Consider the following 21,505-nt stretch of genomic DNA (forward strand, 5'->3'; position numbering starts at 1 on the left):
CATTTGAGTTTGAATATGAGAACGCCTTTCGAGTTTCATCAAAGTTATGGGTGTTCTGCATAGAAAAAACCAGATACACGGGGTATCTGGCTTGTTTTAAATCATCAACCTATTTTAGGACGAGACAATTAATGAATTGATTTAGCTAAAGTGTCCAGCTATACAGATGAATTAAACCGCCTGCGATAAGGCAGATAATGCCCCTCTTAGCATTGCCGACACCGTACTGGTGTGCGTACCAATACCTGAATAAATCTCACCATCGACATTCAACTGAATGTAAGCGGCAGCACTGGCGTTGGTTTTATCATCATTCTGGTCATTACCATTATTTACTTGCTGCGGGCTAATCGCATGCTCAGAATAGTTAATAATGTGCAGCTGTTTGCCGGTATGACGCGCCACGCCATCGATGAACGAGGATAACGGACCGTTACCCGTTCCTGATACATCGACTGTCTCACCGTTTAAGACGATTTGACCAGTAAACTCGACTTCACCGCCTTTGTTATTGACGCTATGGTCTAGCAATTCATAGCCATCATTTTGCAGATAAGTGGTCTCAAATGCCTCCAAAATCTCTTCGTTTTTAAGCTCACGTGCCACATCTTCTGCTTTTTGTTGTACTACGCGGCTAAAGTCAATTTGCATCCAGCGCGGCAAGTTAAAGCCATAATTGCGCTGTAGGATATAAGCCACACCGCCTTTACCAGACTGGCTGTTAATACGTACCACATCTTGATAACTACGCCCGATATGCGCCGGATCTATTGGTAAGTAAGCCACATCCCATATATTTTGAGTCGCTTCGCGATTTTTCTCGTTGTAATCCAAAGATTTTTTAATGGCATCTTGGTGCGAGCCACTAAACGCGGTAAATACCAATTCGCCCACATAAGGATGGCGAGGATGCACGGGTAAATTATTACACTCACTGACTATATTGACGATTTTACTCATATCACTGAAATCAAGCTCTGGGTCAACGCCTTGACTAAACAAGTTCATTGCCATGACCATGATGTCCATGTTACCCGTACGCTCACCATTACCAAGCAAAGTACCCTCAATACGGTCTGCTCCGGCAAGCATGCCAAGTTCAGCCGCCGCAATAGCGGTTCCTCTATCATTATGAGTATGCAAACTAATGATGACATCGCTACGCTGCTTTAGGTGACGACAAAAATACTCAACTTGATCCGCAAAAATATTTGGCATTGAAGACTCAACGGTTGCGGGCAAGTTGATAATAACCTCTCGACCGTTTTGAGGCTGCCATTCTTCTATTACTGCATCACATACTTCAATTGCAAAGTCCGTTTCAGTCTGGCTAAAGCTTTCTGGAGAATACTGAAATACCCATTGTGTATCTGGATGCTTGTCAGCATATTCATTAAGCATTTTTGCGCCACTTATCGCTATCTGTTTAATCTCATCTTTGCTCTTACCATACACCTTATCGCGCTGTACTCGGCTCGTAGAATTGTACACATGTACTACCGCGCGGCGAGCGCCTTCCAACGCCTCAAAGGTACGCTCAATCAAATGCTCACGCGCCTGCACCAATACCTGAATGGTGACGTCATCAGGGATATGACCTTCCTCAATAAGCTTACGCGCAAAATCAAACTCCACTTGCGCCGCTGATGGGAAACCAATTTCAATCTCTTTAAAGCCAACTTCAACAAGCAGCTTAAAAAACTGCATTTTTTGCTCAATGGTCATCGGATCAATCAGAGCTTGGTTACCATCACGTAAATCAACACTCGCCCATAGTGGCGCTTTTTCTATACGCTTAGCCGGCCAAGTGCGGTCTGGTAAAATTGGCGCAAACGCAAATGGCTGATATTTACGGAAATCAAACGCATCAAATTTTGGTTTGACTTTGGGTTCGACAGATGATGATTGGCTAGTAACTTGGCTCATGGAGTGCCCTCTTTGGTCTATTATTTTATATTACTTTAGGTTGGGTTAGGCTTTACAGTTTGGCTATCTTTGTTAAATCTTATCAATCAGATAGTGCAGCTATTTTCACCCTATCTTATAGTCAATTAATCTAAAGTCACGATTAAGTCAGCGAAATTAAGTACTTTTAAATACTGACATCCAAGACTTAACAACACGTCTTATAATGTACTTTTAGCTTTAGAAGGTGACATATATTAATCTATGCTGACTATCATAACAAAGTCTTTAGCAAATAATCCTGCAAAAATAAGCCTTTTTTAAGTTATAATTAGATGTTATCACTAATAATTAACATAAAATTAGACTAATTCTCTACTTATGGCTAACGGAGTACTGTAAATGCCTAGAAGCACTGCATCAAATAGCAATAATAATTCTTATGATATCGATAACACAGACAGACAAATTCTGACCTTATTGCAGCAAGATGCGCGTATGAGTGTCACAGATATTGCTGAGGCCGTTCATTTATCTGCTACGCCTTGTGCCAGACGTATTAAGCGTTTAGAGGAAGTTGGAATTATCACGGGTTATCATACCTTGGTAAATCCGCAGAAATTGGGCTATCGCTTGGCTATATTTATTGCTGTGAGTATGGATAGGCACACTGCCGAACGCTTTGCTGAATTTGAAGATAAGATTCAAAGCTTTGATGAGGTCGTCAGCTGCAGTATTGTGACAGGGCGTAGCGAGGATTATTTATTAAAGGTTGTCGTCCGTGACATGGCGCATTATGAAGAGTTTTTATTACACCGTCTGAATCGTATTGAAGGCGTCAGTCAAGTACATACCAGTTTTGAGCTGCGTGAGGTATTCAATCGCGGTGTTATTAGATAAACTATTTGTTAAATCCATTCGGCAGTTAGTCTTAACTAGACAGTTCTATCTGCTCACATTAGTTCTGATTAGGACCAACCCGATTACAGACGGTCTCTATAACGACTGTATTTTGCTACATTCTTAAATGACTGCTTACGGCTGTAGACTGTCTATTTAAACTCACGCTTTTCGGGTAAACGGCTTGAGGCAACTTGATAGAAAATCGCTGATAACAAAACAATGGTGATGGGTAATAACATCGCCATATAGCCAAGCTTGAAGTAGCCATAAGCGCCTACTACACCGCCACCACAGAAGCTATACCAAATAACCGCTTGAAAGCCTAATGTCGGCTTGCTGACACTGCGGCCGGCAAGCCAATTACCAATGGCTGCGCCCATATCTGAGGTCAAACCAGTTAAATGAGTGGTACGAATAACGGCGCCACTGTACGTCGCTACCATCGCATTTTGCAGACCGCACGCCATAGCCGCTAATAACTGACCAAAATAATCATGATGGAAAAACAATAAAAAGCTGCAAAAAAGCAAAGACGCTTCAGCAAACAACGCCATTCCATATTGACGACCCAGTTTTAATGAATGCTGACCAACCAGATAGCCACTTAAGATAGCGCCCGCCAAAAATGATAATAATGAGGCACCAATAAAGCCAATCGATGACCAGTCCATTTGAGCAATCGCCGCTGAAAACAGGCTGACGTTACCGGTCACATGCGAGACTGAAAGATTGGTAAATCCACTAAGGGCAATGATGTTGACGCAGCCGGCACTAAAGGCTAGTACCGCCCCGCCTACTAATATCCATCTGGGGAGTTTGGTTATCATAGGGGCCACTTTTATAGAGTCTGTACTAAATCAAATGTGCATCCGAATTCTAAATAAAAAGCCAATTCATTATAAGCCGCATCGCCTACTTTGAGTCTTAGCTACTTAAGCTACTTCAACAATTTATATTTTTCTTAGATTAGGGCGTGTCCTCAATTCGTACGATTACATTTAAATGGGCTAAAAATAGCTAAATCTTGTCATACTGCCTCAAATAACGGGTAAATATCTCGATATTTACGGCATTATGTTCCTTGTCTGACTGCGATTTATCTTATTTTTATCCCCATTTTCAAAATGAGGACACGCCTTAAGTAGGCTGACCTAATAAATTGACTCGGGCATCAGTAAACATATCCATGTCCGGTGCAAGTGTACGCATAAAACGGTCGAAATACAGCATTTGCTTGGTTAATAAGGCAAAGTCGCGCGGGAAGTGAATGCCATGACGCTTACCGACTTCGACAATCTCAAGCATCATTTTATTTAGCTCATCTGCCTGCTCTTTGGTATTAAATGGCTTGCCGCTGGTATAGGTCTTATCTTCCGCCATAATACGGGTAATCATTTTTGCCAAATCAGCGGCCAATTCCGCTTGATCCACCTGTTCACGCTCGTAAGTCATGCCCATGTCAATCATACAACTGGCCATAGTTACGTAATCATTATTTTGCAGCGCCTGCATCATACCCATACACGCCTGCCAGCTTTCTGGCTTGAGCTTACCAACAATACCAAAGTCAATAAAACCAATACGACCATCGGTCAATAACATTAAGTTGCCGGCATGCAAATCGGCATGGAAGCTATTACAGAACATCAGGCTTGCAAACCAAGTATTTAGCGTATCGGCCATCACTTGAGCAGGGTCGGCGCTGTATTGACGCATCGCCACTTCATCAACCATCGAGATACCGTGCAAGCGGCTCATGGTTAACACGCGCTTGGTGGTTAATTCGTCTACCACGTCAGGCGCAACGACTTTTTTGTTGCCGGTCATCTGTAAAAATTGCTGAAAGTCGCGTATATTAGACGCTTCTGCAATAAAGTCTGTTTCCGCCAACATGCGGGTGCGAATCTCATCAATAATTGGTGAAATACTGGCAAAACGCATCTGCGGCATCAAGCGCTCCATCACCTTGGTCACTGCATGTAGCACTCCCAAATCTGTCTGCATGATAGTACCGACACCAGGCTTTTGTACTTTGAGCACTACGTCACGGCCATCTTTTAAGGTTGCCGCATGTACCTGTGCAATACTGGCCGATGCCAATGGCTTCTCTTCTATTTTTGAGAAAAAGTCATCTAGGCTCTGACCGTCTTCAAGCAGCTCTTCTTTTAGCACGCCCTCAATATATTTATACGGCAGAGGTGTGGTCTGATCGAGGCAATCTTGAAAGGCAATGACATATTCACGCGGAAACAGTGACGGCGTACTGGCGATAAACTGACCTATCTTAATATACGTCGTGCCCAATTGCTCAAATGTCTCACGCAGCAATACTGCATCAGGGCGCTCACCTTTAGCAACACGCAGTGCAGACAATCCCGCCACACTGGCAGTATGGCGGACACGATTCACAACATTGAAGGATTTTTTCAATAAATTTGGCATAGGGTTTTGAGTCTATTAATAAAAAAGAATAGGCTTTAAATACAATCAAATGACTGTCTTAATAATGGGGGGGGTGATTTGTATTTAACGACATTATATTTGCATAGCGCATAGTAAGCTCCCTACTTATTATAGAGAAAAGCCATACGATTAAAGCATACCTAGATGTGTAGGTCATGACCACAGCGGTCACAAAACTGAGCAGCGGCGGCATGACCGAATTTACCGCAGTTCGGACAAACAATCGGGTGCAACTGCGGGCGCATGCTTTTGGCAAGCTCGGAGGTAAAGATACCAGTCGGTACTGCGATAATAGAGTAACCGGTGATCATCACCATACTTGCTATCGCCTGACCCAGTGGCGTTTTGGGTGACATATCACCATAGCCTACCGTGGTCAGCGTCACAATCGCCCAGTAGATAGAAACTGGAATACTGGTAAATCCGTTCTCAGGGCCCTCTACCACATAAATAACCGATCCGAAAATCGTCACCAATAACAGTAGCGATAAAAAGAACACGGTGATTTTTTGTTGGCTGGTCTTTAATGCGGCGGCCAAGAAGCCCGCTTGCTGCATATAAGATTTGAGCTTCAATACCCTAAATACGCGCAGGATTCGAAGAATACGTACGACAAGTAGATACTGTACGCCGCCGAAGATAAGGCTTAAATAACTCGGCAACACGGATAATAAGTCAACGATACCAAAGAAGCTAAACGCATAACGCAAGCGGTTGGGTGCAGAGAACAGTCGCAGTATGTATTCTAGGGTGAACAGTATTGTGAAAAACCATTCGGCATAGAAAAACACCGTGCCAAATTGCAAACGCAGATACAGCACACTATCAAGCATGACAATGCCTACACTGGCTGCAATAGCAACAAGCAATATGATATCAAATAACTTACCAAGTGGCGTATCTGTACCTTCAATGATGATATGGATACGATTACGTAAGCTATTTAGCGTATTTGAGGTAACTTTTTTCATAAATACGGGTAACTGGTCTATAATACTGGGTCATTATACGTGATTAAAACAGCAATGTTACCCCTTACGCAAACTTTGTTTTTTATCACTGTCTTTTGTGTGTTAAGTTGACCACTACCCTATCTCATCACAGGTCAATCTCTGCTATAATCTAGCCCCCTTTTCACGACCAATTATTGACCAGTATCGTGAGGGCAAACATATTATTTTGTATGCATAATTGATAGCACATGGCTTTAAATCAACTGAGCTAAAACGCACTATGAGCATAATGGTTAAATGAATTGCTTTAACTGCTTGGCGTGTTTATTAACAGACTTATTTTAACGCAGCGCTTTATTAACCTATATTTTCAACGTAATTGATAAGGATAAATATATTATGGCGGGTCATTCTAAATGGGCAAATATTAAGCACAAAAAAGCCAAAGAAGATGCCAAACGTGGCAAAATCTTCACCAAAATCATCCGTGAATTGGTATCAGCCACCAAACAAGGCGATCCAGATCCAGAAACCAACCCACGCTTACGTGCAGCGGTAGAAAAAGCCTTGTCTGCCAATATGACCAAAGACACTATCAAACGTGCCATTGAGCGCGGCGCCGGCAACACAGAAGGCGGCGAAATGGATGAGCTGACCTATGAAGGTTACGGCGTTGGCGGTGTGGCGGTATTGGTCGAAACCATGACCGATAACGTAAACCGTACCGTAAGTGAAGTGCGTCACGCCTTTACCAAATATGATGGTAACTTAGGGACCGCAGGTTCGGTGGCGTATCTATTCACCAAGCGCGGTGAAATTATTTTTGATGATGTATCGCTCGAAGATGAAATCATGCTAGTGGCGTTAGATGCTGGTGCGGTTGATATCGAAAATGACGGCGAAAGCTTATTGGTTATTACAGAACCTGAAAGCTTCGGTGCAGTAAAAGATGCGCTAAATGCAGCAGGCTATGAGTCGAGCAACGCAGAAGTCACCATGTCACCTTCAACCAGCGCTGTTATTGATAATATCGAAGACGCTGAAAAGGTCATGAAGATGATCGATATGTTAGAAGACATAGACGATGTGCAAGATGTGCATACCAACGTTGATTTCTCTGATGAAATCCTAGCACAATTAGATGCTGAATAATCTATAACGTATTTGTGTGTACCTAGCGCTTATATGGCAATAAAAAAAGCAGCCCACAAATAAATTGTGGGCTGCTTTCGTTTAAGAGTTATGTCTTTGCTGATGTTAATTGAAAGTCAATCTAGCCAACCTTTTTGTCTCGCAAATTCTAACTGCTCTGGCGTATCTATATCCAAACTAAGCTTGGGACTCTCAATCACACTAAGATCATGACTAGTCAAACTTCTGATCAAATGACGCAGACCTTTGTCGCCGGCAAGCATTGGCTGCCACTTTTTTAATAACTCATAGTCAATATTGATGGGCAGACCGATAATAGACTGCTCATCGTCTGGAAACTTAATCGAAGCATTAAACAAAGAACCTTCTAGAGCTGTATTAGACTTAAAATAGCCACTGGCAATCACTTTACGGCAAACAGCATCCTTTTTGATATCTTGAGTCGAACCCTCACCTGCTAGCAACTGACGCAAATGAGTAGCCTCTAACAAGACCTGATCCACACCCAATATCAGTATCCGCTCAATATCCAACCCCTGCTCTACCTGACTAGCCAAGTCATTAATAGCCAAACTTAAACTATGCGCCATACCCTGTGCAGGATGAGAGTTTAATATCGGTTTAACCACATCATATTGTATTGATAAGGTTTGTGCTAATTGAACAATCTCATTTAGCGAATCAGGTATTACCAAAACAATCGCTTTAGGACTATTGACAAGCGCAAGGTTAACCATGACTTCAAGCAGCGGCTGAGACTGTATTTTTAACAACTGCTTTGGTTGACCCAAACGCTGACTGAGACCACTGGCTAAAATGATAACTGCGTGTGGTGGTGGATTGTCAACCTGCGAGACAACTGACGTCGTTAAGTCGTCCATATTAACTGCTGACCATTGGATTTAAACCCAACGCTTGTGAGTTTATATCAAAAGTTAACTTAGGGTTTGTTGTATTGGAGATTTCGCGTTCTTTGTTATATAGCACCGCACTGATTTGTGCCATAATTCCTAACGCGAGTGCTTCAGGCCCATCACCACCTAACTTATAACCGATAGGATAATAAAGCTGGTTAATACCTTTATCAAATACCCCTACATCCCCTGTATGCGCTTGTTTAATCTCATCAATAAGACGCTCAGTACGATATTTAGGACCTAATTGCCCAAGATATAGCGGCGGATTAGCAAGCAGCACCTGCAAACGCGCTCTATCTTGAGCTAGACTATGCGACATTAAGGCTACTGCCGCGTTTTGGCTTAGCTCTAGCAGATCTTGTGTATCTTCAAGCGGCACACACTTAACCACATCCGCCTGCATAAAGCGGGCTCGGGTCGCATAGTGCGAGCGGCTGTCTATCACGGTGACATGCCAATCTTGCATTTTTGCCAAGCTTACCAATGGCTGCACATCGTTACCAGCACCGCAGATAAGCAGACGCTTTTGCGGTTGTAACTGCTGAACCAACCACTGGGTTTGGACTGGCTGAGTAATATCATTATTGGTGACACTGGTTATGGTAGCAAAATCAGTTAATTTGCTACTTAAGTCTGACTCAGCATATTTAGCATGCAAGCTCTGGATAGCTTGGCCAATTAAATCATGATATCCAATATTATCACTGCCATTATCACTTTCATTAAGCCTTACATCATCAATAGTAGGCGTTAAGTTCACGTGTAAGCCCACCGGATGTTTAGCGTCTTGCGAGCGAATTAATATAACCACAGTCATCGGCTGTTGAGTGAGACGAACCTGTTTAATCTGCTCAAGATAGGATTTGGCCGTATCTAATCGTTCAAACAGTACATGCACTCGTCCATTACAGCCCAAACCAAAATTCATCTCAGTGTGAATATTAAACTCAATATCATCTTCTTCTTGCTCAGCAGATGCCTCTTGCTCCGGCAAGTCCTCTCCCGTTTGATACACCTGAACAATGGGACCATTACGGGTTAGCCAAAGCGCCTTTTTTATAATATGCGGCTCCAAGCAGCCACCACTAATCATGCCGACAGATTGGCCATCGGCACAGATAAGCATCATTGCCCCAGGTTTACGATACGCAGAGCCTTCAATATGCACCACAGTTGCGAGTACCGCCTCTGTATTGTTAGCCAGCGCTTGGTCGGCCAACTTCAGGATATCTGATACCTGATTGCTCATAGCATTACCTTATTGATTGGCTGATTACATTAGACTACTCGTTTAAGGCCTAGTATCTAGAGCTATATAGCTACATCATCTGGCAACTGGTCAATCAGCTTATCAAGAGTAATTGGAAAATCATAAATACGTACACCGACTGCGTTATATACCGCATTGGCAATTGCGGCAGCAGCACCTGAGATGGCGGTCTCACCGATACCTTTAATGTGCATTGGGTTAGTATATGGGTCATCTTCTTCTACTAAGATAACCTCAAGCTGCGGCACATCCGCATTGACCGCTACATGATAGTCAGCCAGATCATGGTTGCATAAACGGCCGTCGCGTTTATCATGAATGACCTCTTCCATCAATGCTGAGCCAATCCCAAATACCATACCGCCATAACATTGTGAAGTAGCAAGCTTATGATTCAAAATACGTCCGGCAGTAAAGGCACCGGTCATATTTTTCACACGAATCTCACCGGTATAACGGTGCACGGCTACCTCAGCAAAGTTGGCACCAAAACAAGCTTGACGATGAGTTTTACCATTTTTACCTGGGGCAATTTCACCTTTGGCACTTAGCTTCTGATCTTCATACTGAGCAACAATATCGGACAGTGCATAGCTGTTTGACTCATCAAAGTTATACTCGGCGGCTTTATCTTTATTATCAGCAAGTGAAATCTCTACACCGGCTCTTTGCGCTGCGCTGTCTACCGCTTTAAGTAGCGTATTTACCGCACCTTTGACAGCCGCTTTACCCGACTCTAAACCTTGCTCTGTTAAAGTAGCGTCATGCTTGCCTTGTTTTAGTACGTGTCCGTCTTTAATCTGCACATTATCAGCATGTAGACCAACGTGCTTAGCTATTTGCTCACGTAATTCGGCACAAGCGAGGTAAATACTACTACCCGCACTGGCTGCACCAAAGCTCCCGCCAGAGCCAGAAGCGGCTGGCAATTTGCTATCACCCAGTTTCATCTCGATATGGTCGATAGGTAGGCCAAGAATATCAGCCGCTACTTGTGAGAATACCGTGTACGAGCCAGTACCAATATCAGTCATGTCTGACTCAATCACTGCTTTAACCCCATGCGTTTTAGTCGGGTCAATCTGCAAAGTAGCGCGTGCTTCAGAAGGCAATAATTGGTTACCACGAGAAGCAACTGCCATTCCCGTACCTATCCACCAATCACCCTCTTGACGACTGGCAGGCTTGGCCACATGTTTATCCTCCCACCCAAAGGCTTTAGCACCTTGTTCCATACATGCTAGCAATTGACGGGTAGAAAATGGAATGTCTTGTGAGGGGTCTTTTTCAGGCTCATTACGGCGACGAAGCTCAATCGGATCCATCTCAAGCTGACAGGCAAGCTCGTCCATCGCACACTCTAACGCTATCTGACCAACAGCCTCACCTGGCGCACGCATAGAACCTGCTAATGTCCAGTTCATCTCTGCTTTTTTGTAATGGACTCGGCGATTTTCACCACGATAAAGATAGTGTGTCGACAAGGCTGATGGCTCAAAAAATGCCTCACCAGGAAGATTACTTGAGACCGATTCATGAATAATGGTGTCTATTACTCCGTCTTCACGACAGCCGATGGCAACTCTTTGACGGGTATTAGACCGTCTCACCGTTGCCTCCATCACCTGCGGACGCGTCATCATAATCAGTACAGGACGCTCAAGCTCTTTAGCGGCAATAGCGGCTGCAATGGACTCAGGGGCTATACCTAATTTACTACCAAAGCCGCCACCGACATACCGTGCAATCAAATGAACGTTATCAGCATCAATCTCTAACGCATCCGCTATTTGCTTTTGGCCAAAGGCCACCATCTGATTTGATGAATAAAGAGTTAACTTATCCTCTTCCCAATAAGCCAACGTTGAATGCGGCTCCATCGGAGAGTTACTTTGGCTTGGGGTGGTATAAGTGCGGTCTAAAGTAACGGCAGCTGATTTAAGCGCTTTCTCTGGGCTACCCTGTTCAGCATTGTTATCTGAACCAGAATCGTCATCCACTTCATGAGCCTCTAGTAACGCTTTCTCAAAATCAAGCGCTGCTTTATCGGTTTCATCCTCATATTCGACAACCAGTGCTTTAGCACCCTCGGTCGCTGCTTCAAAGGTCTCACCTATTACAACTGCGATCGGTTGACCGTGGTAGGATACCTCTACTGCACCTTGCGCCGGTGCTTTCATTTTACCGCCCTGCTGCGAGTTACGTAAAAAGTGCTTAGCGTCAGTGACGACTTTAATCACGCCTGGGATATTAGCAACTGACTTTTCATCGATTTTTTTAACTTTACCCTTGGCAATAGTAGCGCCAACCAATACACCGTAAGCCATATTATCTACATGATATTCTGCTGCATAAGGCGCCTGCCCACTCACTTTTAAGGAACCATCAACCCGAGTGATAGATTGACCAACTAACTGACTCGATGTTTTGTCAAATAGGGTCTCAACCGGCTCATTCATGATCATTTTTTTGCTGGGTTCGGAATTATGGATTCCTTTATTCAATGCTTTATCTAATGCTGCCATGATTATGCTTCCTTAGCGTTAAGCGCGCGCTGGATAATTTGTTTAAGTAAACGGCGGGTTAGTGGAATTTTAAAGTCATTTTGACCATAACCTTGCGCCTGCTCTAATAAGATATTGGCAGCATGAACGATATCTGGAATACCACCTTTCGTGCCCTCTAGTGCAGCTTCTACTTTCTCATTGCGCCAAGGTTGAGTACCGATACCACCAAAGGCTAGACGAACCGTATTTAAAGTACCGTCATCGTCGACATCAATCACAGCCGCACAAGACACCAGTGCAAAAGCATAAGAGGCACGATCACGTATTTTATCGTAGGTGTGCATACCGACTGTTGGCGGTGGCAAAATGATATGAGTAATCATCTCGCCCGCCTCTAATACGGTTTCGATATGAGGGGTATCTTTTGGCAGACGATAAAAATCTTTAATTGCTATCTGACGGCTGCTGCCATCAGCTTTCTGGGTTTCTAAAGTGGCATCAAGCAGACGCATCGCCACTGCCATATCTGATGGATGCTGAGCGATACAATGTTCACTGGTACCGAGTATGGCCAATGAACGATTTTCACCGTCAATAGCAGGACAACCGCTGCCAGGCTCACGCTTGTTACAAGGACTATCAGGCTGATAAAAGTAATAACAGCGGGTACGCTGTAAGAAGTTGCCGCCTGTAGTGGCTTTATTACGCAGCTGACCAGTTGCTCCCGCTAAAATCGCACGAGATAGCACTGGATAATGGGCTATGATGTCAGGATGAGCTGCCAAATCACTATTGGTCACTAAAGCGCCAATACGTAATCCACCATCTTTAGTTAACTCAACTTGCTTAAGCTCTAACTGGGTAATATCAACCAGCTTAATCGGCGTCTCAATTTCAAACTTCATTAAGTCCAGCAAATTGGTACCACCGCCAATAAAGGCTGCACCATCGGCACTGGCCTCTTGGCACGCAGGGGCTAACTCACTAGCACGGACATAGTCAAAACGTTTCATGAGTTCTCTCCTGTGGCTTGAATCTGATTATTGGTACCATTGTTTGTGCTTTTGTTGGCATTATTCTTATGAACTTGAGACTGACTTGGCGGGGGTGACCAGATGCCACTGACCACAGTCGGTGTGCTTGGCTTTGAATTATTAACAGAAGCGTTTTGATTAACTTGTTTTTGCAATACCTCAGAGATAGCATTAATAATATTTGGATAAGCCGAGCAACGACAAATATTGCCACTCATGCGCTCGGCAATCTCTTGTACTAAAGTACCTTCAGGATTGTTTAAATCTTCGGTGATATAACTTGGCCAGTTCTGTTTCACCTCTTCAATCAAAGCAGTAGCGGAACAAATCTGACCCGGTGTGCAATACCCACATTGAAAGGCATCATGATCTCTAAATGCTTTTTGCAAATCAGATAGTGTTTCAGGTAATCCAATCCCTTCAATAGTGGTAATCTCATCACCTTCGTGCATTACCGCTAAGGTTAAACATGAATTAATACGTTGACCATTAATCAAAATAGTACAGGCACCGCACTGCCCATGATCACAGCCTTTTTTGGGGCCTGTAATCTGTAAGTGATGTCTAAAAAGGTCTAGTAAAGTCGTTCGGGGATCAAGATCATCAAAATGATAGCTTTTATTATTAATAGATAAAGTTAAGGTAGTCATGCTGGCGTCCGCTGGCAGGTGTGATTAAAAAATATCTGTTAAAGCGATATTTTCACTAAAGAAAATGGATGGTTAAAAGTTCACGGGTAAACAACGTAATGAATAAACATTAGACCTAATATTAGAAAAGCTGTGTTATCGCTCATAATTAGTTGTATCTCTTAATTAAAAGCACTATTAAACTATTGAATAACAATAAGTTTTATTAGATTGAAATTTACCACGTTTTAGATTCATCCTAATGAAAGTATGGGTTTTTTTTATATAATAAATGTTGTTGTCCTGTGCTTTTAAGTAAAGGCGTTAAGGTGTGTTAAACTATTTTCATTAAATTATTGACAGAAGCATTTATAAAGTCATCTTTAACCATACACATTCAAAAAGACCTTCGCTCGTAACCGAGCGAAGGTCTTAGCAATTAAATGCAGGTTAAACTGTTGAAATGAATTAAGACGCTAAATTCTGTGCCAGATCAGAGATCAGTCGATTTTTTGTACATTTAATATCTTATAGCTGGGATAGCAGGTAATTTGAACATTATCAAATGCAGTGCTATGCGTCAGGTTAATATCTCGCCCCGTCAACTTATCTTTTTCAAACGACAATATGGTATCTGGCTGATATTTGTCCGTATGAATTAACAACCATAACTCATTGAGTGCCCGTCTTGTCTGATACGCTTCAATCTTCGGTTGTTTTTTGTGCATTACCTTATCGACATCTTGTTGGGTGATACTAGAAATTGTTCGACCTTTTCTAAATTCGATAAATTTATCTTTAGGCATATATAAGGTTTTCATCGGTATCTTAAAGCGCTCAGCCGTTAGATAACCATTATCCTCATCATAAAGATGACCCGAGATATTCTGCTTAGCGACCACATTCAATGCTTGCCAATACCAACGCTTTGCAATCAGTCCTTTTTCACTCATCTGAGTGCGTAACCTTGGCAAAGTTGTCAGCTCAATACCGATATATACTAGTTGGTTATTCTCCCAAAATACTAATGTAAAATCAGGTTCATAGCCATCATCTTTGCCGGAGATAATATGAACAGGATCTAAGCCTTGGATGGTCAGATAATGAGTTAAATAGACCCATTCTCGCTGGCGTTTAATTTGATTTTGAAGATTCTCCCCGTTTTGATTAATCGCCGGTTGATTTGCTTGGTTTTGATTAGATGCGTTATGAACGACTTTGTTTTGATTGGCTTGGTTTTGATTGGCATCAGTTTGAGAGGTTTGTTGAGTTTGGGATTGTTCAATGGCGTATTGTCTTAAATCCCCTTTATTTTGAGGTTCTTCAGGCATATCTTCGCCCTGGTGGTGACTACCATCCGTTTTATGTGGCGGGAAATTATTATCTTTTTGCACGGCAGTCATAATACATATTGTGAGATAGCATTAGGTTTTATGCTCTTCAATTTGCAACAGTAGTTTCTTTTTGTCAAGTCCTCCAGTATACCCCCCTAATCCACCGCCACTTGCGATGACCCGATGACAAGGGATGAGAATACTAAACGGGTTCTTACCATTGGCATTGGCCACCGCACGATACGCGGTCGGTTTGTCAATATTGTGCGCCAATTGAGAATAGCTGATACTCTCACCATAAGGAATCTGTTGCAATGCTTTCCAAACACGTTGTTGAAACGCAGTTCCCATTGATAAATCAAGCGGTAAGTCAAAATTGGTGCGCATGCCCTTTTCATATTGATTCAGTTGTTCGATGGCGGTTAGTAACAGTGATTCAGTTGGTTTTTTATTGCTTAGGCTATTTTTATCAACAAACTTAAAGCGGTTATCATCAAGCTTTAGATGCTTCTTTAACTGCACAACTGTTTTGGACGTTTGCCACTCTTGCCCCTCCCCTAACCAATTGACTCCCATAAGTTTCGGTGCGTCACATGCTCCAGACACTTTACCTGCAATCAAAATTAAGGGGAATCCTGCAATATCTGTCATAGTCACAACCATTATATTCACCTTTGAAGTATCCTTACAGAGTGATTGACTCATTGATAATTGCCTTAAAATCATACCAAATCTAGAAATCAACCTATCGATGAAAGCGAATATAAACGTTATATAAGGTAGGTTTAATGAGTCTGACCGATTTTAACAGCATAGGTTATTTTAGTGAAAAGGTAGCATAAATAACGGAAGTTGGTATCGCTACTATCTTGACACAAAAAAAACGGCATCTCAATGATGCCATTTTATATAGTATGCACAGTGGTCCACAATAATATCCGAGTACTCAAATTTATTTGTCATCAGTCTCAAAAAGTGCCGCCACAAACTGCTTAGGACTAAACGCCCGTAAGTCATCGATCGACTCACCCACGCCAATGTAACGAATGGGAATATTGGTAGTATTGGCGATATTAAATACCACGCCACCTTTTGCGGTGCCATCCAGTTTGGTAATAGTAATACCTGTTAAAGGCACCGCATCGTTAAATATTTTGACCTGATTTATAGCATTCTGGCCTGTGCCTGCATCAAGTACAATCATCCCCTCATGTGGTGCATCTGGGTCTGATTTACGCATAATACGCACTACTTTTTCAAGCTCCGCCATAAGGTGCGTTTTGTTCTGCAAACGACCTGCCGTATCAGCAATTAACACATCTATATTTTTGGCTTTGGCTGATTGCATGGCATCAAAGACCACTGATGCACTATCTGCACCATGACCTTGAGCAATCACAGGGATATTATTACGCTCGCCCCACACTTGAAGTTGCTCTGTTGCTGCGGCTCTAAAGGTATCTCCAGCCGCTAGCATAACCGATTTACCCTCGGCTTGCAGACGTTTTGCTAACTTACCGATAGTGGTGGTTTTACCTACACCGTTTACGCCAACCATTAAGATAACAAAGGGCTTTTTAGAGGTATCAATTACCAAAGGCTGAACCTTCGGTTCTAATATTTCAACCAATTCTTTTTGAAGCGCTTTATATAAAGAGTGTGAATAAATCAAGTCACCACGGGCGGTCTGCTCTGTCAAACTCTTGATAATCTTATCGGTCGCTTCCACCCCAATATCAGCCACCAAAAGCTGATCTTCCACCTCTTCCAACAGCTCATCATCAATCTCTTTACCACCGATTAAGATGTTAGCTACACCCTCGGCTAAATTCTTACGTGACTTAGATAGACCCGACTTCATACGTGAGAACCAGCTACCACGCTTTCTGTCTTCTCTTGACTGATCGCTCTCGTCTGACTCCCTTGACGGCGCTTGTGGTGCTGCCGTTGTCTGAGCTGAAGAAGTGGATACTGGCGGTGTAGTGCTTGTAGTGGCCTTCTCAACCCGAGGCGTTTCAATAATCGGTATGTCACGAGGCTCCGCTAAATCAGGTAGCGTGATATCATCATCGTCTAACTCATCCAAGCTGCCATCGAGGTCAATAATCACTCGGGTCGGGTTATCTGCATTGTTCATGGGCGTCTCTTATTTTAAAATCAGTTATGGTTTCGCATTTGCTGTAATGGACAATTTTAAATTATGCTTAGTTTACCATAACTGCTCCAAAGCTTGATAAATAGCCATCCAAACCACGTAAATAGGCAAATAATTCATCTTTTTTTTAAAAAAAGTCAAAAAACCATTTGATACATTTGATTTTATATATATAATACGCACCCACAGAGCGATACCTTAGTGACGAAATGATTGAGGTTTTAAGCTCTGTAGAAAATTACCTTTAAGTAATTTTAGCTTTTAGTAAGTGTTTAACATTAGGTTTATCCGGTGTTATGGCTCTTAGCCAAGCACAGCTTGGCTCATGTGAAGCTAATAACGTCTGCCAGATGTTTTCTTAACGCTTCTCAGGGTGATTAGCTCAGTTGGTAGAGCGTCTGCCTTACACGCAGAATGTCGGCGGTTCGAATCCGTCATCACCCACCACTATATTAGTTAGTGGTTAAATTTACTAATCGACCTAAGCAGCGGTAGTTCAGTTGGTTAGAATACCGGCCTGTCACGCCGGGGGTCGCGGGTTCGAGTCCCGTCCGCTGCGCCATATTTTAAAACTTAAGTTATCTTTTATTAAGTACAAAAGTTTCAGCCCTAGATATTAAGTTATCTAGGGTTTTTTTGTGGGTAATCGTTTTGGTTACCCCCTTTCAAAGCTTTTTATAACAGGACTTTGTAAAAGCTGATAATCAGAATCAAATTTCGCTCCAGTCATTTCTAATATCCATTGTTAGATATTAAACCCCACTCTCAACACTTTAATAGCAAATCAAACTGCAAAGGTGGGTTACCAAGTTGTTTATTTATTAAAAAACAGAAGTTATGAGCCAGTATCTTACGAGTAAGACGATGGGACAAATGCCACATATCCCGAGCTCTAACCTTCTGAATATTAAAGTGCTCAGTTAACTGACTAATGACTGTTTCAATATTACGCCGACAGCGCATCAATCGGTTAACAGCAGACTTAGGTCTATCCTCTTTCATATTACTTCTAAACGGCGTTTGCAAATCAATGCCAATAGAAGCAAAGTACTGCTTTAGTTTAGGGCGAATATACCCTTTATCTGCTCCTAATAAGCCTTGAACATTATACGTAATCACTGGTGCAACCTCACGCTCATCAATACAGGCTGAAGCAAAGGCAAACCCTTTAATCATGCCGGACATATTAATAAGCAAATGACCTGCAAAGCCATAGTATTTCTCTTGTTTTGATGCACAGTAACTAAAAGAGGCATCTGCTTTAAACGTCTTATGTCTATAAGCACGAGCATACTTGCAGACAGGTATCGGAAAACCATCGATAAAGTGTATATCGTCAATTTGTGTCTGGCTGACTTTCTCTTGTATATGCTGTTTAACCATCCATAAATTAGCGCACTGTTTGGCAAAGTTAGGATAAGACCCTAAAGTCGGAAACCAAGACGACCAGTAGTGTTTAAAGTACTGCCATATTTGTTTGTCTTGGTCCATACCGAGAAATTCTCCGACAAGCTCCATGATAAGCGACGGTTCATCTATTTTATTAGCGAAAAACGAGACACAACGATGTTTAAACAACTCTATGGTAAACCAAACCCAAGTCAGGTAGGTATATTTTGTAGTGATTACTAGAATGGCTATGCTCAGCTTATTCCCAGTAAGCGATATATGCTGAGCAAATCTCAGACATTCACTGTCGAAGGGCATAACATTAAAATATGTCATTATTTATAAAAATTAATATATGTATTTAACATTGCCAATATTTTTATCGGTTTATTGATACACAATTTGAGTAGAATAAAAATTAATCGCAAAAATTTAGGAAAACCATTTGACACACGGTTATTTATCTATATAATACGCTCCTACATTCAGAGCATATATAACGCTTCTGATTGGGGTGATTAGCTCAGTTGGTAGAGCGTCTGCCTTACACGCAGAATGTCGGCGGTTCGAATCCGTCATCACCCACCACTATATTAGTTAGTGGTTAAATTTACTAATCGACCTAAGCAGCGGTAGTTCAGTTGGTTAGAATACCGGCCTGTCACGCCGGGGGTCGCGGGTTCGAGTCCCGTCCGCTGCGCCATATTTTAAAACTTAAGTTCTCTTTTATTAAGTACAAAAGTTTCAGCCCTAAGCATTCATTTGTTTAGGGTTTTTTTGTGTTCTGAGGTTTAGCTAAAATGCCCTATTCGCATAGCTTTTAGGTTAAAGGATGACTCGAAGAATGTCTTTACGTAATACTTACCTTACTAAATATTGATGCTTGATTAGCTTTTTTTGAATGCTTAGTTCTTATAACCTTTTACTAACGGATATCAACTTCTAAATTACATCCTTTTATCGTTATTTTTGAATCACTTTATCCAAAATAATTTTTGAATTAATACTCATAATGCCATTAACTTTATTTAGTTTATTTATTACAAAATTTGAAAACGAATTTAAGTCTTCTGTCATGATATATAAAATATAGTTAGATTCGCCAGTGACAATATAAGCATTAATTACTTCTTCAAACATTTTAATTTGCTCAAGCATATGTAGATGATCAGTTTCAGTGAGTTGCGACAGTTTAATCTCTACAATAGCAAAAAAATTCATTCCTAATTTTTCGTAGTTTATTTTAGCCTGATACCCTTCTATCACCCCATTCTTTTCTAATATTTTTACCCGCCGATGGCAAGCTGAAGAGGATAAATTCACTAGCTCCGCTAACTCTTGATTGCTTAATCGGGCATTTTTCTTTAAATACTTCAAAATCTTGTGGTCTATCACATCGATGTTCATTATTGAATATCATCCTAATTTATATAATATATTTAAAATATTATCCTAATTTTAATGAATTTAAAACATGATAATAGGAAGATTGACGAATTATTTAATGCTAGTATTAATTTATAAACTTTTTTATCAACAGGAGTTAAAAAAAATGATTACTCAGGAACAATGCCGTGAATGGGATAACGAAGATCCTCTTGCAAAATTTAAAGATGAATTTGTATTGCCTTCTGGTGTTATCTATCTAGATGGTAACTCACTGGGAGCAAAGCCTAAAACGGCCCTTGCAAAAGCCGAGCAAGTCATTTCAAAAGAATGGGGAATAGATCTTATTAACAGCTGGAATAAAGCGGACTGGTGGGGTTTAGCGACTAGGCTTGGTGATAAGATTGCTCAGTTAATGGGTGCCAACCCCAACGAGACGGTGGTCTCAGATTCAACCAGTGTCAATTTATTTAAGGTATTGGCAGCGGCTATTAAAAACCAAGCCGAAGTCGCTCCTGATCATAAAGCTATTATTGTTGAAAGAGATGTATTCCCAACCGATCTTTATATCGTACAAGGGTTTATCGACTATTTTAATCAAGGTTATGAGATAGTACTGCTTGAGGATCCTGACGATTTAGAAAAGGTATTAACGAACCATAAAGTAGCAGTGACGGTGTTGTCTCAAGTAAATTACCGAAACGGTTATCTATACGATATGGAACAATGCAATCAGCTCATCCATAAGCATGGGTCGATGGTAATTTGGGATTTATCTCATTCTATTGGGGCGGTGCCAATAGACTTGAATAAGACAAATAGCGACTTTGCTATTGGCTGTACTTATAAATATCTAAATGGTGGTCCCGGCTCCCCTGCGTTTGCTTGGGTAAATGCAAAGCATCAAAATAAATTTTGGCAACCGCTTTCTGGTTGGTGGAGTCATAAGCAACCCTTTGCGATGGAAGATAGTTATGAGCCCGCAGAAGGGATACGGCGCTTTTTATGTGGCACTCAAAGTATTGTGTCTATGAGCTTGATTGAATGCGGCTTGGATATTTTCTTGGCTACCAATATGCAGGAGCTGCGTAAAAAGTCGCTTAAATTAACCGATTTATTTATGGATTTAGTCGCGCAAGAATGTGGCGAATTTGGCTTAGAATTGATTACCCCTAAAGACCACCATTTCCGTGGTAGTCATGTTAGTTTTGCGCATAAAGAGGGCTATGCCATTATTCAAGCACTTATTGCCCGTGGTGTCATTGGGGATTATCGTGAACCTGAAGTCCTAAGATTCGGTATTACTCCTTTATACCTAAGTTACGAAGATATTTGGACGGCGGTACAAGAACTTAAGCAGGTCATGCAAAACGAAGAATGGAGAAATGAGAAATTTAAGGTTCGTGCTGCGGTGACTTAATGCAATACCATCGCCAATCGTTATTTGCCCGCTCTATTTAGAGGGTTTGTTATAAAAATCGGCGTCTTTAAAGAACATATAAAGATCA

Annotated in this window: 17 protein-coding genes and 4 tRNA genes; 7 read left to right on the top strand and 14 right to left on the bottom strand. The window is 41.7% G+C overall.

Annotated features, from left to right (window positions below):
* Nucleotides 1-171: 171 nt before the first annotated feature.
* Nucleotides 172-1,926 (bottom strand): 2-isopropylmalate synthase, encoded by a 1,755-nt coding sequence (gene leuA / locus AC2SLM_RS10820; protein WP_486553831.1) that lies wholly within the window; start codon nucleotides 1,924-1,926, stop codon nucleotides 172-174.
* A 381-nt stretch (nucleotides 1,927-2,307) separates the two neighbouring features.
* Here leuA and AC2SLM_RS10825 point away from each other — a divergent pair, with 381 nt between their 5' ends.
* The gene (locus tag AC2SLM_RS10825; RefSeq protein WP_486553833.1) at nucleotides 2,308-2,805 is read left to right on the top strand and encodes an Lrp/AsnC family transcriptional regulator; all 498 of its coding nucleotides are present in this window, start codon (nucleotides 2,308-2,310) and stop codon (nucleotides 2,803-2,805) included.
* A gap of 152 nt (nucleotides 2,806-2,957) precedes the next feature.
* Here the strand turns inward: AC2SLM_RS10825 and AC2SLM_RS10830 are convergent, their stop codons facing one another.
* The 3 genes from AC2SLM_RS10830 to AC2SLM_RS10840 all read right to left on the bottom strand — a co-directional run bounded on the left by AC2SLM_RS10830 (nucleotide 2,958) and on the right by AC2SLM_RS10840 (nucleotide 6,242).
* A complete protein-coding gene (locus AC2SLM_RS10830; protein WP_486543695.1) occupies nucleotides 2,958-3,635 on the bottom strand; it encodes a YoaK family protein in 678 nt (225 codons plus the stop codon).
* A gap of 310 nt (nucleotides 3,636-3,945) precedes the next feature.
* Nucleotides 3,946-5,250: an ABC1 kinase family protein gene (locus tag AC2SLM_RS10835; RefSeq protein WP_486553835.1), complete on the bottom strand. Its 1,305-nt coding sequence runs from the start codon at nucleotides 5,248-5,250 to the stop codon at nucleotides 3,946-3,948.
* A 161-nt stretch (nucleotides 5,251-5,411) separates the two neighbouring features.
* Nucleotides 5,412-6,242, bottom strand: a complete 831-nt coding sequence (locus AC2SLM_RS10840; protein ID WP_486543697.1) for an ion transporter — start codon at nucleotides 6,240-6,242, stop codon at nucleotides 5,412-5,414.
* Nucleotides 6,243-6,623: 381 nt separating this feature from the next.
* Here AC2SLM_RS10840 and AC2SLM_RS10845 point away from each other — a divergent pair, with 381 nt between their 5' ends.
* The gene (locus AC2SLM_RS10845) at nucleotides 6,624-7,376 is read left to right on the top strand and encodes a YebC/PmpR family DNA-binding transcriptional regulator (RefSeq protein WP_486543698.1); all 753 of its coding nucleotides are present in this window, start codon (nucleotides 6,624-6,626) and stop codon (nucleotides 7,374-7,376) included.
* A gap of 116 nt (nucleotides 7,377-7,492) precedes the next feature.
* Here AC2SLM_RS10845 and AC2SLM_RS10850 read toward each other — a convergent pair whose 3' ends face one another.
* From AC2SLM_RS10850 to ftsY, 8 genes are all read right to left on the bottom strand, one after another.
* Nucleotides 7,493-8,257: an NTP transferase domain-containing protein gene (locus tag AC2SLM_RS10850; protein ID WP_486553836.1), complete on the bottom strand. Its 765-nt coding sequence runs from the start codon at nucleotides 8,255-8,257 to the stop codon at nucleotides 7,493-7,495.
* Nucleotide 8,258: 1 nt separating this feature from the next.
* Nucleotides 8,259-9,542, bottom strand: a complete 1,284-nt coding sequence (locus AC2SLM_RS10855; RefSeq protein WP_486553837.1) for an XdhC family protein — start codon at nucleotides 9,540-9,542, stop codon at nucleotides 8,259-8,261.
* Nucleotides 9,543-9,604: 62 nt separating this feature from the next.
* Nucleotides 9,605-12,088, bottom strand: a complete 2,484-nt coding sequence (locus AC2SLM_RS10860; protein WP_486553838.1) for a molybdopterin cofactor-binding domain-containing protein — start codon at nucleotides 12,086-12,088, stop codon at nucleotides 9,605-9,607.
* 2 nt (nucleotides 12,089-12,090) lie between these two features.
* Nucleotides 12,091-13,083 (bottom strand): FAD binding domain-containing protein, encoded by a 993-nt coding sequence (locus AC2SLM_RS10865; RefSeq protein WP_486553840.1) that lies wholly within the window; start codon nucleotides 13,081-13,083, stop codon nucleotides 12,091-12,093.
* Complete coding sequence (locus AC2SLM_RS10870; protein WP_486553841.1) at nucleotides 13,080-13,754, bottom strand: 2Fe-2S iron-sulfur cluster-binding protein; 675 nt, start codon at nucleotides 13,752-13,754, stop codon at nucleotides 13,080-13,082. Before AC2SLM_RS10870 ends, AC2SLM_RS10865 begins: the two co-directional genes overlap by 4 nt.
* Before the next feature lie 479 nt (nucleotides 13,755-14,233).
* Complete coding sequence (locus AC2SLM_RS10875; RefSeq protein ID WP_486553842.1) at nucleotides 14,234-15,064, bottom strand: hypothetical protein; 831 nt, start codon at nucleotides 15,062-15,064, stop codon at nucleotides 14,234-14,236.
* A 93-nt stretch (nucleotides 15,065-15,157) separates the two neighbouring features.
* Nucleotides 15,158-15,730, bottom strand: a complete 573-nt coding sequence (locus AC2SLM_RS10880) for a methylated-DNA--[protein]-cysteine S-methyltransferase (protein WP_486553844.1) — start codon at nucleotides 15,728-15,730, stop codon at nucleotides 15,158-15,160.
* Between the two features lie 289 nt (nucleotides 15,731-16,019).
* Entirely contained in the window at nucleotides 16,020-17,204 is a 1,185-nt protein-coding gene (ftsY, locus tag AC2SLM_RS10885; protein ID WP_486553845.1) for a signal recognition particle-docking protein FtsY, read from the bottom strand.
* Between the two features lie 389 nt (nucleotides 17,205-17,593).
* Here ftsY and AC2SLM_RS10890 point away from each other — a divergent pair.
* Together AC2SLM_RS10890 and AC2SLM_RS10895 are read left to right on the top strand one after the other, a co-directional pair.
* Nucleotides 17,594-17,669, top strand: a tRNA-Val gene (locus AC2SLM_RS10890).
* A gap of 38 nt (nucleotides 17,670-17,707) precedes the next feature.
* Nucleotides 17,708-17,784: transfer RNA gene (locus AC2SLM_RS10895), tRNA-Asp, on the top strand.
* 203 nt (nucleotides 17,785-17,987) lie between these two features.
* Here the strand turns inward: AC2SLM_RS10895 and AC2SLM_RS10900 are convergent.
* The gene (locus tag AC2SLM_RS10900) at nucleotides 17,988-18,800 is read right to left on the bottom strand and encodes an IS982 family transposase (protein WP_486553847.1); all 813 of its coding nucleotides are present in this window, start codon (nucleotides 18,798-18,800) and stop codon (nucleotides 17,988-17,990) included.
* 323 nt (nucleotides 18,801-19,123) lie between these two features.
* On the opposite strand from AC2SLM_RS10900, the gene AC2SLM_RS10905 reads away from it, so the two are divergent.
* Both AC2SLM_RS10905 and AC2SLM_RS10910 read left to right on the top strand, forming a co-directional pair.
* Nucleotides 19,124-19,199 (top strand) — tRNA-Val (locus tag AC2SLM_RS10905).
* Between the two features lie 38 nt (nucleotides 19,200-19,237).
* A tRNA-Asp gene (locus AC2SLM_RS10910) sits at nucleotides 19,238-19,314 on the top strand.
* 260 nt (nucleotides 19,315-19,574) lie between these two features.
* On the opposite strand, the gene gigD is transcribed toward AC2SLM_RS10910, so the two are convergent.
* Nucleotides 19,575-20,018, bottom strand: a complete 444-nt coding sequence (gigD, locus tag AC2SLM_RS10915) for an Lrp/AsnC family transcriptional regulator GigD (protein WP_486553849.1) — start codon at nucleotides 20,016-20,018, stop codon at nucleotides 19,575-19,577.
* Nucleotides 20,019-20,163: 145 nt separating this feature from the next.
* Here gigD and kynU point away from each other — a divergent pair, with 145 nt between their 5' ends.
* The gene (gene kynU / locus AC2SLM_RS10920; RefSeq protein ID WP_486553851.1) at nucleotides 20,164-21,417 is read left to right on the top strand and encodes a kynureninase; all 1,254 of its coding nucleotides are present in this window, start codon (nucleotides 20,164-20,166) and stop codon (nucleotides 21,415-21,417) included.
* Nucleotides 21,418-21,505 lie beyond the last annotated feature (88 nt).

The organism is Psychrobacter sp. CX16 (assembly GCF_057396245.1).